The organism is Vibrio tapetis subsp. quintayensis, from assembly GCF_030409945.1.
Taxonomy (GTDB): Bacteria; Pseudomonadota; Gammaproteobacteria; order Enterobacterales; family Vibrionaceae; genus Vibrio; species Vibrio quintayensis.
On the sequence record NZ_JAUFQV010000035.1, the window covers coordinates 90,160 to 106,112 of the forward strand.

A 15,953-nucleotide genomic window follows, 5' to 3' on the forward strand; every position below is an offset into this window, starting at 1 on the left:
ATAACCGCCAACGACTCAGAGAATTATGATGGCCAAATGAGCGATAATATTCAAAAACAACTTTACGACCCGAAGTTTCAATGGCGTTTTCTTCATCCTAAATACTGGCCAACGTGGCTAGGCATTGGCTTCGCGATTCTACTCGCTTTTGTCCCCTTCCGCCTACGTGACAAATTTGCTTCTTGGATTTCGGGCTATTTCGCCAAGCGAGATTCCGGAGCGTTACGAAGAGCGCGTAAAAACATTGAATTGTGTTATCCGGAAAAAACGGCAGAACAACGACAAGAACTACTGGAAAAAACCTACGAGACGGCAGCACAGTTCTTCTTAGGTTATGCAGAATTGACCGTTAGAAGCAAGAAGTACAATCAGAGCCGAGGTGAAGTGTTTGGTCGAGAGCATCTGTTTCCGCTATTAGAGCAAGGTGAGAAAGTGATTGCCTTGGTTCCGCACTGTTGGGCAATTGACTATACCGGCATGTACTTTTCATCATATGGTCATGACGTGGTGATCATGATTCGTCCGCAGAAAAACCCAATTGGCGATTGGCTGATGAACGTGCAAAGAATGCGCTATGGTGGAAGAATTGTACCAAGAGATTCCGGCATTAAACCGTACTTGAGGTCGATCAAAGATGGTTACATGGCTTACTATCTGCCAGATGAAGATCATGGCGCACAAAATTCTGTATTTGTACCATTTTTTGGTACGGAAAAGGCGACCTTAAAAGGTTTTGGCAAGTTGGCAAAACTGAGCCGAGCGAAAGTCGTGCCGATGATCCCAGCTTACAACGCTGAGAAAGGAAAGTTTGAACTGTTTATTCTTCCTGCGTTAGAAAACTTCCCGACAGGGGATGAAGAACAAGACGCAAGAATGATGAATCAAGCGCTGGAAGAGTTGTTAAGAGATCGGCCAGAACAATACATGTGGATCTTGAACCTGCTTAGAACCAGGCCCGACGGTAGTGAGATTTATTAGTTCCTCTTCGTGCCGTGGGTCAGTAATTCATTTACCTGTTGGTGAAGCCAGTGGGTAAATGGACTATTGCGATGACGTAAATGACAAAATAGAGCAAGCTGACGACGGAATGTATCTTTATACAGCTCGCTGGGCAGCGCTTCCCAGCGATAATCCTTACCTAATTCTGATTGATATTGCTCAGAAATCACACCGATGTAATTACTTTCTTTAACTAACTTCAACATTAAGCCAATGTCACTGGTTCGGACATTGATGGTTTTCTCCAGCTTATATTTCTTAATTAGCATTTCAGCCTTTGATGGTTCGATATAGCCTGGAATGACGCTGATGCAGATAGGGTACTCTAGTACTTGATCCAATTGGTTGCCGATTAATGGGTGCTCTTTACGCAGTACCAAATTAAATTTGTCGTCCACTAAATCTTGCTGGATGATATTTTTATTGGTTTCCATCGGGAGATAACTGATTCCCCAACTGGATTTGCTCTCTTCTAAGTTGGTAATAGCGTCACTGCCCCAATGGTTGCACACAACCGTGAGATTGGGCGCCGCGTGGGTTAAAATATTTATCAGTGGCCCGGCAATAGGCGCCATAAAAGCTGGCGGGAAAAGTAACGTAATCTCGCCTTGCATTTGACTGACGTTCCACTCTTTACTTTCGAGATATAGGGAGTCTAACTGCTCGAGCAGTATCGGTATTTTATCAACCAATTCCACACACTTTGCTGTGGGCTCCAGTCGATTTTTGTTTCGTACAAACAATTCATCATTAAACTGTTCTCTCAGTTTTTTGAGCATGATGCTAACAGTTGGCTGGCTGATGTTAAGTTTTTTAGCCGTGGCGACGGTTTGACGGGTTTGGTATAGCACCACGAGTAATTGCAGTAAATTATAGTCTTTATTCATGGCACTCAACTTGATGTGTACAGTCAGCTAATCTTATCTTAGAACAACAAATAGTACTTAGGCGAGTATCCATTTTTCATCGCCTCGACCATTTTTAGCATTCTAGGGAGTGCATAGCGATAGAACATGGCATAGCCATCACAGAGTTGATTGATGGACTCACCTGTACCTGTTTTATCTGTTCTGTTTTTTGGGCAGCCGCCATTACATAATGGCTTGAAGTCACAGGCTAAACATTGTGAGCTAAGTGAGTCGCGTTTGTTCAGGCCAAATTCAACTTGCTGAGCACCATTTGCCATGTTTTTGAGGGACGTCGTTTCACCATTGCCTAGTTTATACTCTTGATAGCCATAGTGATCACAACTGAACACATCACCGTTGGCTTCCATCATCAATTGTTGTCCACAGGTCTCAGCGTGATGACACATTTGACTCGGGTAGTCCATCAATTGCATTAAGCAATTCTCAAAAAATTGAACGTAAATTTGAGTGATATCTTCCTTACACCATTCATCGAAGACATCACACAAAAATCGCCCCCATTGCTCACCGGAAAGTGACCAATCATAGTCTGAACGTCGGTCGAGTTCGTGGTCCATACAGGGTTGAAATTGCATGTATTTGCTTCCGCTATCTTTTAAAAATTGGTAGATAGTTTTGCCGTGAAAGTAGGAACGATTATTTATGACGCTTAGGGTATTAAATTCAACGTTTTGAGCCGTTAAATGCTTAATGCCCCGAACGGTTCTTTCAAAACTGGAATTGCCTTTTTGGTCAATACGGCCGATGTCGTTAATAAGGTTAGGTCCATCAATGCTTACCCCAACCATAAAGTTGTGTTTACTGAAAAACTTTGCCCATCGCTCGTTAATTAATGTGCCGTTCGTTTGGATTGTATTGGCAATGCGTTTTTTGCCGCCCAGTGCTTTTTGATACGACAATGCAATTTGATAAAAATCCAAACCGCGTAGCATGGGTTCACCTCCGTGCCATATAAAATCAACCACCGGGCTATCGATAGGCTGTGATTCAATGTGGTTTTGAATTACGCGTTTCACGCTATCGCTTTCCATTGCGAAGGCGTGTTGGCTATCGTTGTTTAAGTAGTAGCAGTACGAACAGTCAAGGTTACATTTTGCCCCGACGGATTTAATAAAAAGGCTATAAGGTTGGCACGGAGTCATAAGTATCCCTATCGATTAAAGTTGGTAGTTGAATTCGATACGATGCGAGCCATCCTTGAATGCTTGGTTCTCAGTCCAGTTTGAAAAATATCTCACGTTGAATTTTGGGGTAAGTTGATATCCTAATGCGACTTCATGCTGCAACAAATGGCTGCTGTTTTCTAAGCTCGAAGTCACGTATTGTTCGCTACCCGACAGAGTGGTGAACCACATCGGGTTGTAGTTAAACCAAAGGTTGTCGGTGAGCTGCAATTTACTGTAAGTACCTACGACACCGAAGGTCCCTGGTATGGCATAACCGCCAACTTTTTGGCCATCCTCAAGAGTCGTATTTTGAAAACTAACCCCTGCGCCCATTAATGGAAAAACGGACAGGCGACCTAGCTTCGGTAAGGCTTGGATCAAGCTATATGACGCACTGCCAGACTCATTATCGAGATCATATTGCACGTCGATTTGAGTACCGCGACCGTTGGATGTGTTAGCAACGAAATTGCGAAAACGAAGGCTGTCAGCGCTATTCCCTTTGGCATTATCTGATATCCCTATGGCATCACCCATGAGCCCTTTGATTTCTACAACGTTCATTCCTGCTGTGTCGGCGTCTCCAGTATCGTACGAGCGTCCCATTTTTATATTAAGACCGTGATTTGTCATGCCAGCGCCGATTTGGGTGTAGACCGAAAGTGGGTCGGACATGTCTTGTATCTCTTCGTCTGCCTCATTAGCATTGACGCCAGATGAAATAAAGCAGCCAGAAACGAGCAGGGTTTTAACGAAAAAAGTTGTGCTCATAGAAAGAACAGATTTTTGATGTGTCGTGTGAAGCATTGCGATCCCTTTAGATCAAATCGCTTACTACCCAAGGTGCAGGTAGTAAGCGAATAAAAAATTATTCTGCGTTTAAGCCTGGTACGGTCCAGTCCATGTTAAGAACTTGTTTTGATGGGATATAAAGTCGGGTGAGGACGTAGAAGTTACCCTCAGGTGTTGGCAGCCAGTTTTGGGCGTCAGCGGGTTTCTTGCTGGAAAACTGGATGTCAAACGAACCATCTTTGTTCTTTTTTAGGTCAGACAAACTACTGATGTTGTAACGATTAATTGAGTTATCAATCAACATTTTTGTTTTTGCGTCGTAAACGGTGACTGACCAAAATGCACCTACTGGTGGCTCTTCATCGAAGTGCATTACGTAGTTTGTTTCGCCACTTAATGGGTTGCCTTTTGCGTCCATGGCGGCCATTGGATAAATGGCTTCTTTTGGACCTTGGCCTCCTAAGTAAGGGTGGGCAATCAATGAACGCATAGCGCTGTCATCACCAAAAGCATCAAGAGCAAACGTGTATACCCAACCGTCTTTAAACTCTAAGTTGGCAGGGTTTGCTTGCTGTGCTAAGACCATCTTGTGACCGTCTTCGATGGCTTTGATCAGTGTTTTTTTCGTATCTAACGATAGTTTCTCATCATTAAAACCATTTTCAGTTAATCCGATTTTCTTAAACTGACCTAACATGGCTTTATTGCGTTCATCAACCGGGTTTTGTTTTAGGTACTCCCCGAGTTCTACAAAGAAGCGAAGTGGGTCATTTTCGTCGCCAGCTCTCGGTGGCAGTGGTTGGGTAACCGGTTTTTCTCCTGTTTGGTATTGCGCTAACGAGGTTAATTTATATTGGTCTTGTACCGCATGAGCCGCTGGGTAGTCTTGGTCGTCGAACACTTGTGTGCGACCCCACAGCCATACTTTGCTGGTTGGCGCTTCAACAATGGTCAGCTCACGTGGTGTGCTGTCATCTGATGTCCACCCAGGAGGAACGAGCAAAAACTGTTTTGCTAATTGGCCCGTTTCTCGCGTGCCAACGTACTGAAATAAGTTGTGCCACATATCGAACATATTGATGACAAAATATCGGTCATTGACGTCTGGCACCGAAAGCACCATAGGACCTTGGCTTAAATCCAGAACAGCACTTGAATAGAGCGTGTCGCGATTCGCGGTTGGCATGTCAGTATCGGCAGGCGTGCTTAGACGTCTTGCATGACCAAATTCGTTTAACGGACCACGATAACTTGTATCAACTTGAGGTTGAGAAACGTCACTGTACTGGCGAGCAATTTGTTCCATTCGAACTAATGTAGAGCCCCACATGTAGGCGTTTGCCGCCAATATGTAGCTTTCGTATTCCAGTGCCTGTTTCGTCGTTGTGATCGGCGCTTCTACAGACGCGATAGCTGGGAGTGCCATAAGGCTGCCGGATACTGCAAGGGTGGCGGCTATGGCCGCTTTTGAGAATGTTTTTTTTATCATAGGGGACCTTCCTCTGTTAACGACAGAGTAAATAATTTACGACGAAAAATGGGTAATAGAGAGTATTTAAAATGCTAATAGCACCGCTCACATTAGCGGTGCTATTTTAGTACGCTAGGTCTAATCTATGGTGTCGTTACCCATGCCAACCCCGGTGCCTTTTTGCACTGGAGGGAAAGCTTTGAGAGACTGTTGATATTTGCCGATGGCTTGATAAAACTCAGGAAGAACCCAAGATTTTTGCTTCATCCAATGGTACCACCCTGGAGTTTCAGGCGAGCGCTCATAAGGATCTGCTTTAATATTAACGAGTACACCAAACGGCCATTCTTTTGCAGGTTCCGTCCAAGTTGTTTTTGTTCTTAAGTGAACTTTCCACTCGTTGACACGAACGGCATTAAGGCTGCCTTCGTTATAGAAAAAGAATTCGTTACGGTTGCTTTCGCCACCATTCGCTAACATGTCCATTTGGTTGTAACCATCAAGATGAGCGACGCGCTTTACGCCTTCGATTTCTTTACCTTTTAGCATTTGTTGTTTGATGTTTGGATCACCGGCTGCGGCGACAAGTGTCGGTAACCAGTCTTCCGCAGACATCATGCCGTCTACGTATTCACCTTGCGGGAATTCTTCCGGCCAGCTTACGAGCATAGGCACGCGGAAGCCCCCATCCCAAGTGGTTCCTTTTTGGCCTCTGAAGGAAGCGGCACCGCCGTCAGGCCAGTGATCAGAGTTAACCCCATTGTCTGAAGTAAACATAATGATGGTGTTATCGAGCTCACCTAGAGATTCTAGTTTATTCAGTAATACCCCAATTTGATCGTCGACTTGCTTCAATGCATCGTAATAGGTCGACGTTTGACTTGCGCCTTCATACTCGTCATTGACATGAGTAATGGTGTGCATACGCGATGGGTTGAACCACATGAAGTAAGGTTGGTCATCGTTAGTTGATTCGTGTTTTTCTAGCCAATCGGTCGCGAAGCCAAGAAACTCTTCATCAATTTGTTTCATGCGTTCTTTACCAAGCGCGCCTTTATCCGTGATGGTTTGTTTACCTACGACACCAAAGCGTGGATCTTCGGTTTTATCAAACTTATCGGTTGCTACTGAGTGAATGACATTTCGCGGAATACCGACAAAGTTGGGATCTTTAGGGAACTCAGGTTGCTCTGGCATTTCCATTACATTGAGGTGATATAGAAAGCCATAGTACTCTTCAAATCCATGTACCGTTGGTAAGTGGCTGTTATTATCACCAAGATGAGATTTACCAACGTGGACAGTCGCGTAGCCTTTTTCTTTGAGTAACTCGGCTAAGGTTGGCGTTTCTTTTTTAAGACCAAGTTTAGAGCCTGGTTGCCCTACAGACGTTAGCCCTGAACGGTATGGGTATTGGCCAGTGATGAATGCTGCGCGCCCAGCCGTAGAGCTGCTTTGGGCATAATAATCGCTGACCATGAGCCCGCGCTTGGCAATGAGATCAATATTCGGTGTTTTGATAGCGCCAAGACCACGGTGGTAGGCTGAAATATCCATTGGCGCCACGTCGTCGAGCATGATGGTGACGATGTTAGGTGCTTTTGCCATCGCAGGGCTTACTGCTAGTGTCGCTGATGCGGCAATGGAGAGCGCTAGCGAATTTTTTACAAATTGATTAGGACTTTTCATAAATTTCTCCGTTGTAGGACGGAGTCAGCATATATAAATCAGGCTGAAAAATGGCTAATAGCGGTTATTAGCTTTTTCAATAATCACTATTAGCCAATTGAAATGCGAAGAGGTTTATCCTTGTTAGAGTTTCCAATATCAAGAGATTTGCCATGAATATAAAATTACTCGCAACAATGATGGCAGCGTCAATGCCATTAACTGCTGTTGCAAACTCTAATGAGTTGATGAACATTAATCCTGAAGAAGAGCTGGCTTATAATTTAGGTGTCCAAGCCTTCATTTATGGAACTGGGCCTTTGACGGTTGCCGCTGTCCGACAAACAACGACGTCTGTCGACGCGCCAATGGATAACGCCATGGCACCTCTGAATGAGATGGGCAAAACTCGCGTGCTTTCCGGGCCTCAAGACAGAATTGTTCCCACGGTCAATAACGACACATTGTACTCTCAAGCGCACTACGACCTCGACTTGTCAGGGCCTATGGTGTTGGACATTCCTAGGACAGACGAACGTTACTATATTGTTCAGCTGCTTGATGCCTATTCAGATTCGATAACGGACTTGCACCGGAAGAATGCAGGGAGGAGTGGGAGCAAGTTCTTATTGGTGAATAAGGGTTGGAACGGCGAAGTCCCTAAGGGGGTTGATGGTGTGATTGAGTCGAGAACGCCTATGGTTTGGCTTATTCAGAGAACAGGCGTGTCAGGGCAAAAAGACATGAATCAGGCGCTTAACGTTCATGATCGCTTTCTGAGCTATCCGCTAGCCGACCTTGGTGAAGACCATCCACCGGTAACGCTAAAGTCGTCATCAGGCCGGATACCACCTATGGCTAGGCCTCAAGGGTTGGAGTGGTTTGAAGTCATCGATAGAGAGTTACGAAAAAATCCAATCCCAGAAGATTCAGCGATAGTTGACCAATTTGAGTATATTGGCATTGGTGGTGAAACACCGTTTGATGCCGAGAGTTTGAGCGAGGCACAACAACGGGGCTTACTAAGAGCCTTGGAGTCATCAGAGAAGATCATTTCATATGCAGGCCGTAATGTCGGCGCTTCAAATAATGGTTGGTCTATGATGTTCGAAGGTGGTCGCTATGGCAATGATTACCTCAGTAGAGCCAGTATCAACCTGCGAGCTGCAGGGCTAAATGTACCGGAGCGAGCACTGTATCCGAACCGATACACAGATTCTAACGGCAAGCAGCTATCTGGTGAGCATCAATATCGAATGGTGATGCCAGCGGATGCACCCGCTGAGGCCTTTTGGTCTTTGACTATGTACGATGCGAAAGACTTGTACATGGTAGAAAACTCGATTGATCGTTACTCTGTGTCGACCAACAGACCAGAAGAGCTTACTTACAACCAAGACGGAACATTGACCGTTTGTATCCAGCAGTCGGAACCTCTAGAAGCCAACTGTAATTGGTTACCAGCACCGCAAGACGATTTCTATTTGCATATTCGTTTATACGAGCCAACGGATGAGGTTTTGGATAACACCTACCCATTACCTCAAGTCGATAGATTAGTGAACTAAAAAAAGCGCCTCGCATTTGCGAGGCGCTTTCTTATTCTTTCTAACAGCTAACAGCTAACAGCTAACAGCTAACAGCTAACAGCTAACAGCTAACAAGGTATAGGTAAATTACATACGCTCTAGCGTATCGATACCCAGTAGAGACAAACCTTGCTTGATGGTCTTAGCGGTAAGTGCTGCCAGTTTCAAGCGGCTCTGCTTAACGGCTTCATCTTCTGCAATCAGAATCGGGCATGCTTCGTAGAAGCTAGAGAATTGGCCTGCTAATTCAAACAAGTAGCTACACATGATATGTGGCTGACCTTCACGAGCAACCGCTTGTACCGCTTCTTCAAATTGAAGCAGCTTAGCGATTAATGCTTTTTCTTTGTCGTCGGTTACTTTGATCTCGCCAGCAACGTCATCCATAGAGACGCCTGCTTTAGCAAAGATAGACGCAACACGTGTATATGCGTACTGCATGTAAGGGGCAGTGTTGCCCTCAAATGCCAGCATGTTGTCCCAATCGAACACGTAATCAGTGGTACGGTGCTTAGAAAGGTCTGCGTACTTAACTGCGGCCATCGCAACAGTGTTAGCAATGTTCGCTTTTTCGTCTGCCGCTAGGTCTGGGTTTTTAGATTCGATTAGCTTACCAGCGCGTTCTTCTGCTTCGTCTAGTAGATCAGCAAGACGAACCGTGCCACCAGCACGAGTCTTAAATGGTTTGCCGTCTTTACCTAGCATCATACCGAATGCATGGTGCTCAAGTGACACAGATTCTGGGATGTAACCGGCTTTACGAACAATGGTCCAAGCTTGCATAAGATGCTGATGCTGACGAGAATCAATGAAGTAAAGAACGCGATCTGCGCCTAGGGTTTCGTAACGGTATTTAGCACAAGCGATGTCCGTTGTGGTGTATAGGAAACCGCCATCACGTTTTTGTACGATAACGCCCATTGGGTCGCCATCTTTATTCTTGTATTCGTCTAGGTAAACAACTTGAGCGCCATCACTTTCAACAGCGAGCTCTTTTGCTTGCAAGTCAGCAACGATGCCTTTAAGCATGCTGTTGTACATGCTTTCACCCATGACGTTTTCACGAGTTAGGGAAACACTTAGGCGGTCGTAGTTGCGTTGGTTTTGAACCATAGTCACGTCAACTAGCTTTTTCCACATTTGAGCGCAGAACTCATCACCGCTTTGTAGCTTCACTACGTAGCCACGCGCTTTTACTGCAAACTCTTCGTCTTCATCGTACAGCTTTTTAGATTCACGGTAGAAACCTTCAAGATCTGAAAGCTCCATAGAAACTTCACCCGTTTCAGCTTGAACGCGCTCTAGGTTGGCGATAAGCATGCCGAACTGAGTACCCCAGTCACCAATGTGGTTAGCACGGATAACGTTGTGGCCTAAAAACTCTAGAGTACGTACAACCGCATCGCCGATGATGGTTGAACGTAAGTGACCAACGTGCATTTCTTTAGCTACGTTTGGCGCCGAGTAATCGGCAACGATGGTTTGTGATTGTTCAGCGCTAACGCCTAGACGTGAATCAGCTAAAGCTGCGTCTGCTTGTTTGGCTAGAAAAGCCTCATCTAGGAAAATGTTAAGGAAACCAGGACCGGCGATTTCAACTTTAGAAGCGATACCGTCTAGGTTTAGAACATCCAATACTTTTTGAGCAAATTCTCGTGGGTTAGTGCCTAGTCGTTTTGCAACGCCCATCACACCGTTTGCTTGGTAGTCACCAAATTGTGGCTTTGCAGATTGGCGTACAGCGGCAGGGCTGCCTGCAGGTGCGCCAGCGGCTTCTAGAGCCTGAGATACTTTGTCATTAATCAGTGCTTGGATATTCACACGCGTTTCCTTCAATTCCGAGAATAGGGTAGCTATTCATTCACCCAGTTGCGTACTGAGTGTGGGATGTCTGTTTGAGTTCACAAAAATGACGGTAATCATACCAATTTAATTGTCATTCTAGTAGTCGGGTAAATGTGTTTTTTATCGTTTTAGTCAGGAATAGGACTGAGAGAGTGAATTTAGGCCGTTTACGCCAAATCATTTTGTTATTTATCCTCTTAAAACACGAAACAATTCTGCTACCATGCAGGCAAATAAAAAATTGGAAATAGTCATGTCGAATCCATTGATACAAGCTCAACTCTCTCCAGCGCAAATGATACAGCGTTTACCAAAGTTTATGGCTAACGTGACTCAGCTACTTGATACGCTATCCATAGATGTAGCGAACTATCAGGCTGATCATCTAGCTATGCGAATTAATGAACAATCGTTAGCGGAGCAAGCAGATGAGGCGTGGCAGGCGCATGGAAAAGTCATTTCTAAGGCTGAAATCAATGGACGCCCGATCATTGTTATCGAATTTAACGAGCCTCTACAGGCCTTAAATTGGTCGGTTGAATGCCTCGAATTACCTTACCCAGCGATAGGAAAATACTACCCAAACCAAGATTGGGAGCACGTTGAATTTGTCGTGCCTTCTAAAGCAACGACCGCAGAAGCGTATTTTTCCGATATTAAGCAGGCATTCCCTACGCTAAATACAGCGTTGGAAAATAACTCAGAGATAAAAGTGAAATTATCGAGCCCGAAAGGAGAGGGTGAACGTTTGAATAACCCTACGGTTGCATTTAAGCATCAAGGCATCTGCATCAAACTCCACCCACATCCGCTAAAGGCAATCGTGGAATCTGAAAGAGAGGCGTAATATTATGAGCATGAGCATGAGCATGAGCATGAGCATGAGGCTGATAGAGGTGTTGGGTGGAAAGATTTGGCCCTAGGTTTTGACTAGAGCCTAAAGCCATTTTCTTCGTGCCTATACTACAAAATCACGGTTTTGTTGCCATAAACAAATACATGGTCATTGACGACTTTGTTTAGTGCTTTGCTTAACACGTTCTTTTCAACGTCACGCCCGGCTTGCGCCATGTCTGCTGCGCTAAAGTTGTGATCAACTGGGATCACATCTTGTTTAATGATTGGGCCTTCATCTAAATCATTAGTGACAAAGTGAGCTGTTGCGCCAATGATTTTTACGCCGCGATCATACGCCTGTTGATAGGGTTTTGCGCCGATGAATGCCGGTAAGAAGCTGTGATGAATATTGATGATTTTATGGTGGTACTTTTCAACAAAACCGGGAGTTAGCACACGCATGTATTTGGCTAATACTAAGTAATCTGCTTGATAGCTGTCGATCACCTCTAGCATAGCGGCTTCGTGTTCTTCACGACTTAGACCAACGTGTGAAACGTGATGGTATGGAATATCAAAACGCTCGGTTAGGCTTTGTAGAATGTCATAGTTACCGACAACAGCAGCAATGTCTACATTGAGGCTACCATCAAAATTCTTCATCAAAATATCACCTAAACAGTGAGATTCTTTCGTCACCAACACAACAACACGCTTGCATTCAGAGCCAACTAAACGGCGTTTCGTTCCAGTAGGAAGCGCTTGATCTAGGTCGAGCAAAAACGTTTCGTCGTTGAAGTAACCTTCCAGCTCCGTGCGCATAAAGAAATGGCCGCTACCATTATCTACGTATTCATTGTTGTGAATAATATTCAGCTGATGCTTGTAACAAATGTTGGTGATTTTCGCGATGAGACCCGGGGCGTCGGTGCAATGCGTAAGTAGCGTTTTCTTTTCCATGTAATGGTACTTCCTGTCATTTTTTGAACCTAAAGTTCTTTAATTTTTTTGTGGCGTAAATATAAATCTTTGAGACGCAGATGGGCTTTATAAAAAGAGAAACAAGCGTTAGAGCGCAATCTATAAGCTATAATTAATCTATTATGGCTCTAGTTTCAACAAAATCAGCACTTGTGATGGCGTTGTTGGCGTTTTCTCTTCCGAATTGGTGAAAGGTGAAGCAATGGATAAAGAACTTCTGGCTAGAAAAATATATGCAGAACGTGTTAGTTCTTTGATGGGCGATTGCAATATAGATGATGAGCAATTAGCTGAATTGTGGCAAAACAAAGCAACACCGGCTGAAGCCGCTAAAGCGTTAATGCATGAAGACGAGACTTTTGAGGGCCCTACGTGGTTGCAACGTTATTTGCACAGAGACAGATAGCAATAATGTAATTATGGCGAGGGGTTGGTAGCGTTGAATATTTAACGCCAATTCCCCTCATTAACGGTTTAAGTCAAGTTTGTCGACCTCATTTATCCAACAGCCATGCTTTTGGAGAATCCTTTCGAGTTGAATTTCCTATATCTACATGCTCGCTCCTGAACCGCGATGAAACTTTTAGAGTTCTGCATTTAAACCTGCCATAATCTTTCTTTTTGATATCAGTCAGTATTTGGATTTTATGAGCGCTACCAGCCCCATTGCAAAAACGTTTTCAGCTCAAGGAGCACTTGGTAAAGCCATCGAGGGTTTCCAACCTCGTCAAGCGCAAACCGATATGGCTGAAGCGGTAGCAAAAGCGATTAAAAATCAAAGCCAGATCGTCGTTGAAGCCGGTACCGGGACGGGTAAAACGTTCGCGTATTTGGTTCCTGCCTTATTGAGTCAAAAGAAAACCATCATCAGTACCGGTTCTAAAAACCTCCAAGAACAATTATTTCATCGAGACTTGCCCTTAATGGTGAGTTCACTGGGCTTTTATGGCAATGTTGCGCTGCTTAAAGGCCGTTCTAACTATCTTTGTTTAGATCGCCTCAGTCGTCAAATGATTGAAAGCCACACGCAGCATTCTGACCCTACGCTGTTAACGCAACTGGTTAAAGTTCGAGGTTGGTCATCTGAAACCAAGACTGGAGATCTAGGGGATTGTGATGACATTGCCGAAGATAGTCCTATTATCCCAACCATTACATCCAGCAACGAAAACTGCTTAGGTAAAGAATGCCCAAGCTATCAAGATTGCTTTGTCCTAAAAGCACGTAAGAAAGCTATGGATGCCGATGTGGTCGTGGTGAATCACCATCTGTTTTTCGCGGATTTGGCCATTAAGGAAACCGGCTTTGGGGAATTGATCCCCGAAGCTGACGTATTTATTTTTGATGAAGCCCATCAGTTACCCGATATTGCAAGCCAGTATTTTGGTTCCTCTACATCGAGCAGGCAAATACAGGAACTCGCGAAAGACATTGAAATTGGCTACCGAACCGAAGCAAAAGACATGCGCCAGCTACAAAAAGTTGCCGACAGGTTAGTACAAACAGCGATGGACATGAGAATCATCCTAGGCGAGCCAGGTTTTCGTGGCAATTGGCGGGAAGCATTAAAATCTGAGGCCGTAATATCAGAGATGGTTCGCCTCAAAGACGGCTTAGATTTGGCGATTGAAGTGCTGAAAATCGCACTCGGGAGAAGCCAGTTATTGGATACGGCTTTTGAGCGAGCCAATGCACTTAAGGCCCGTATTGATCGTATTTGTGATGTCAGCATCACAGGGTATTCCTATTGGTTTGAATGCACGCCTCGCCATTTTACTTTGCACATTACACCGCTTTCGGTCGCTGATAAGTTTCAAGAACAAATTACTCTTAAGCAAGGTGCTTGGGTGTTCACCTCGGCAACCCTCGCGGTACAAGATGATTTTAGCCACTTTACCCAACGTCTTGGTTTAACCCCTACAGAACAATTCTCACTGCCTAGCCCGTTTAATTATCAGACACAGGCGAAACTTTGCGTGCCTCGCTATCTACCTGAACCCAACAGCCCTGGAATGGCCGACAAACTCGCAAACATGCTAGGGCCAATAATTGAGGGCAATAACGGGCGCTGTTTCTTTTTATGCACTTCTCACGCAATGATGAAAGAGCTGGCTGAAAGATTTCGTAACGATTTGTCGATCCCAGTTTTAATGCAAGGGGAAACCAGCAAGCAAAAACTGTTGGCTGAATTTATGGAGTTGGGCAATGCTTTGTTGGTAGCAACGGGTGCATTTTGGGAAGGCATAGACGTTAGAGGCGATGCGCTAAGCTGTGTTATCATCGACAAACTGCCATTTACTGCCCCTGATGATCCGCTGTTAAAAGCGCGAATTGAAGACTGCAGGTTAAGGGGCGGAGAACCGTTTGCACAAGTACAATTACCCGATGCGGTGATCACTCTTAAACAAGGAGTGGGGCGTTTGATCCGAGACAAACGAGATCAAGGCGCTTTGATTATCTGTGACAACCGTTTAGTAACACGCGATTATGGAGGGGTGTTTTTGCAAAGCTTGCCACCCATTCCACGAACACGAGATCTTAAACAAGTGAGTGAATTCCTTGGTACTATCTCTTCTACATCTACAACGAATATTGATTGAGACGTTAATGAACGCAAAAATTCTTGCCTTGGATACCGCAACTGAAAATTGTTCGGTTGCCCTATTAGTCGACGGCCAGCTGTACGCTCGAAGCGAAGTGGCACCGCGTGATCACACTAAGAAAATTCTGCCTATGGTAGATGAAGTATTAAATGAAGCGGGTATTCGTCTGCAAGATCTGGATGCATTGGCGTTTGGTCGTGGCCCTGGTAGCTTTACGGGTGTACGAATTGGCATTGGGATTGCACAAGGTTTAGCATTTGGTGCGGATCTGCCAATGATCGGAATTTCGACGCTAGAAGCAATGGCGCAAGCGACTTACCGCAAGCACAACACTCCTTATGTCGCGTGTGCAATTGACGCCCGTATGAGTGAAGTGTATTGGGGACGCTTTACCCGTCAAGAAAGTGGCGAGTGGTTGGCGAGCGAACCTGAATGTGTCATACCGCCACAAGATTTGGCGCAACTTGTTCAAGAAGATTCAAATACATGGCTCAAAGCAGGCACGGGCTGGGATGCGTATCAAGACAGCATCACGCTGCTACCTCTAGTGCTGCAAGACAGTGACGTGCTGTATCCTGAAGCACAAGATATGGCGCTGTTGGCTCAGTTTGAGTTGGCGAAAGGCAATACGGTGACCGCGGAAGAAGCGAGCCCTGTTTATCTGCGCGATACCGTCGCTTGGAAGAAACTGCCGGGCAGAGAGTAAACGGCAGTACACGTACAATAGATATTGAAAATAAGAGTAGGCGCGAATGGTTTCAATTAATGGATTACCTCCTGCGCTGGTCGGCAATACCAAGAAAACGCAAAAGAAAGCGAAGGTAAAAGCTGAACAGACGCATACAGGTGTCGGCCAACCCACTAAGGTTGCCAACGCCGTAGCCCATACGATTCGTCATGTTGATGAGTCGGAACTTCATCGCGCTGAACTTCAATATGATTTACCCGAAGGCCGTTCCCGTAAAGCGATGGAGGAGTACATGGGTATCATGAACCAAGCTAAGCGAGAGGAACTTATGAAGCTAATGGGAGTCGATATCTACATCTGATCTCAACGTTCTGTTATATTAAGA

At 45.0% G+C, this 15,953-nt stretch carries 14 protein-coding genes; 7 read left to right on the forward strand and 7 right to left on the reverse strand.

What is annotated here, in order from left to right:
* Positions 1–36: 36 nt before the first annotated feature.
* Entirely contained in the window at positions 37–978 is a 942-nt protein-coding gene (lpxM, locus tag QWZ04_RS17850; protein WP_290329613.1) for a lauroyl-Kdo(2)-lipid IV(A) myristoyltransferase, read from the forward strand.
* Here lpxM and QWZ04_RS17855 read toward each other — a convergent pair.
* From QWZ04_RS17855 to QWZ04_RS17875, 5 genes are all read right to left on the reverse strand, one after another.
* Positions 975–1,886: a LysR family transcriptional regulator gene (locus QWZ04_RS17855; protein ID WP_290329614.1), complete on the reverse strand. Its 912-nt coding sequence runs from the start codon at positions 1,884–1,886 to the stop codon at positions 975–977. The two genes, lpxM and QWZ04_RS17855, sit on opposite strands and share 4 nt — an antisense overlap.
* 38 nt (positions 1,887–1,924) lie before the next feature.
* Positions 1,925–3,070 (reverse strand): anaerobic sulfatase maturase, encoded by a 1,146-nt coding sequence (locus tag QWZ04_RS17860; RefSeq protein WP_290329615.1) that lies wholly within the window; start codon positions 3,068–3,070, stop codon positions 1,925–1,927.
* A gap of 15 nt (positions 3,071–3,085) precedes the next feature.
* On the reverse strand, positions 3,086–3,865 hold the full coding sequence (locus QWZ04_RS17865; protein WP_290329822.1) for a hypothetical protein: 780 nt from the start codon (positions 3,863–3,865) through the stop codon (positions 3,086–3,088).
* Positions 3,866–3,962: 97 nt separating this feature from the next.
* Entirely contained in the window at positions 3,963–5,375 is a 1,413-nt protein-coding gene (locus QWZ04_RS17870; RefSeq protein ID WP_290329616.1) for a DUF1254 domain-containing protein, read from the reverse strand.
* Positions 5,376–5,495: 120 nt separating this feature from the next.
* Positions 5,496–7,046 carry a sulfatase-like hydrolase/transferase gene (locus QWZ04_RS17875; protein ID WP_290329617.1) on the reverse strand — a complete coding sequence of 517 codons (1,551 nt, stop codon included), beginning with the start codon at positions 7,044–7,046 and terminating at the stop codon, positions 5,496–5,498.
* A gap of 176 nt (positions 7,047–7,222) precedes the next feature.
* On the opposite strand from QWZ04_RS17875, the gene QWZ04_RS17880 reads away from it, so the two are divergent.
* Entirely contained in the window at positions 7,223–8,593 is a 1,371-nt protein-coding gene (locus tag QWZ04_RS17880; protein WP_290329823.1) for a DUF1254 domain-containing protein, read from the forward strand.
* Between the two features lie 108 nt (positions 8,594–8,701).
* Here QWZ04_RS17880 and argS read toward each other — a convergent pair whose 3' ends face one another.
* On the reverse strand, positions 8,702–10,435 hold the full coding sequence (gene argS / locus QWZ04_RS17885; protein ID WP_290329618.1) for an arginine--tRNA ligase: 1,734 nt from the start codon (positions 10,433–10,435) through the stop codon (positions 8,702–8,704).
* Positions 10,436–10,712: 277 nt separating this feature from the next.
* Here argS and QWZ04_RS17890 point away from each other — a divergent pair, with 277 nt between their 5' ends.
* The gene (locus QWZ04_RS17890) at positions 10,713–11,306 is read left to right on the forward strand and encodes a VOC family protein (RefSeq protein ID WP_290329619.1); all 594 of its coding nucleotides are present in this window, start codon (positions 10,713–10,715) and stop codon (positions 11,304–11,306) included.
* Positions 11,307–11,422: 116 nt separating this feature from the next.
* Here QWZ04_RS17890 and purU read toward each other — a convergent pair whose 3' ends face one another.
* Positions 11,423–12,256, reverse strand: coding sequence for a formyltetrahydrofolate deformylase (gene purU, locus QWZ04_RS17895; protein WP_290329620.1), 834 nt, complete (start codon positions 12,254–12,256; stop codon positions 11,423–11,425).
* A 223-nt stretch (positions 12,257–12,479) separates the two neighbouring features.
* Between purU and QWZ04_RS17900 the strand changes: the two genes are divergently transcribed.
* The 4 genes from QWZ04_RS17900 to QWZ04_RS17915 all read left to right on the forward strand — a co-directional run bounded on the left by QWZ04_RS17900 (position 12,480) and on the right by QWZ04_RS17915 (position 15,929).
* Complete coding sequence (locus tag QWZ04_RS17900) at positions 12,480–12,683, forward strand: hypothetical protein (RefSeq protein ID WP_290329621.1); 204 nt, start codon at positions 12,480–12,482, stop codon at positions 12,681–12,683.
* A 241-nt stretch (positions 12,684–12,924) separates the two neighbouring features.
* Positions 12,925–14,877: a DNA repair helicase YoaA gene (gene yoaA / locus QWZ04_RS17905; protein WP_290329622.1), complete on the forward strand. Its 1,953-nt coding sequence runs from the start codon at positions 12,925–12,927 to the stop codon at positions 14,875–14,877.
* A 7-nt stretch (positions 14,878–14,884) separates the two neighbouring features.
* The gene (tsaB, locus tag QWZ04_RS17910; protein ID WP_290329623.1) at positions 14,885–15,586 is read left to right on the forward strand and encodes a tRNA (adenosine(37)-N6)-threonylcarbamoyltransferase complex dimerization subunit type 1 TsaB; all 702 of its coding nucleotides are present in this window, start codon (positions 14,885–14,887) and stop codon (positions 15,584–15,586) included.
* A gap of 46 nt (positions 15,587–15,632) precedes the next feature.
* Positions 15,633–15,929 carry a chromosome partitioning protein ParA gene (locus tag QWZ04_RS17915; RefSeq protein WP_290329624.1) on the forward strand — a complete coding sequence of 99 codons (297 nt, stop codon included), beginning with the start codon at positions 15,633–15,635 and terminating at the stop codon, positions 15,927–15,929.
* Positions 15,930–15,953 lie beyond the last annotated feature (24 nt).

Coding starts and splice junctions, on each gene's coding strand:
- QWZ04_RS17890 (WP_290329619.1), top strand. CDS start 10,713: ATGTCGAATCCATTGATACAAGCTCAACTCTCTCCAGCGCAAATGATA.
- purU (WP_290329620.1), bottom strand. CDS start 12,256: ATGGAAAAGAAAACGCTACTTACGCATTGCACCGACGCCCCGGGTCTC.
- lpxM (WP_290329613.1), top strand. CDS start 37: ATGAGCGATAATATTCAAAAACAACTTTACGACCCGAAGTTTCAATGG.
- QWZ04_RS17855 (WP_290329614.1), bottom strand. CDS start 1,886: ATGAATAAAGACTATAATTTACTGCAATTACTCGTGGTGCTATACCAA.
- QWZ04_RS17880 (WP_290329823.1), top strand. CDS start 7,223: ATGATGGCAGCGTCAATGCCATTAACTGCTGTTGCAAACTCTAATGAG.
- yoaA (WP_290329622.1), top strand. CDS start 12,925: ATGAGCGCTACCAGCCCCATTGCAAAAACGTTTTCAGCTCAAGGAGCA.
- QWZ04_RS17900 (WP_290329621.1), top strand. CDS start 12,480: ATGGATAAAGAACTTCTGGCTAGAAAAATATATGCAGAACGTGTTAGT.
- QWZ04_RS17875 (WP_290329617.1), bottom strand. CDS start 7,046: ATGAAAAGTCCTAATCAATTTGTAAAAAATTCGCTAGCGCTCTCCATT.
- QWZ04_RS17865 (WP_290329822.1), bottom strand. CDS start 3,865: ATGAGCACAACTTTTTTCGTTAAAACCCTGCTCGTTTCTGGCTGCTTT.
- tsaB (WP_290329623.1), top strand. CDS start 14,885: ATGAACGCAAAAATTCTTGCCTTGGATACCGCAACTGAAAATTGTTCG.
- QWZ04_RS17870 (WP_290329616.1), bottom strand. CDS start 5,375: ATGATAAAAAAAACATTCTCAAAAGCGGCCATAGCCGCCACCCTTGCA.
- QWZ04_RS17860 (WP_290329615.1), bottom strand. CDS start 3,070: ATGACTCCGTGCCAACCTTATAGCCTTTTTATTAAATCCGTCGGGGCA.
- QWZ04_RS17915 (WP_290329624.1), top strand. CDS start 15,633: ATGGTTTCAATTAATGGATTACCTCCTGCGCTGGTCGGCAATACCAAG.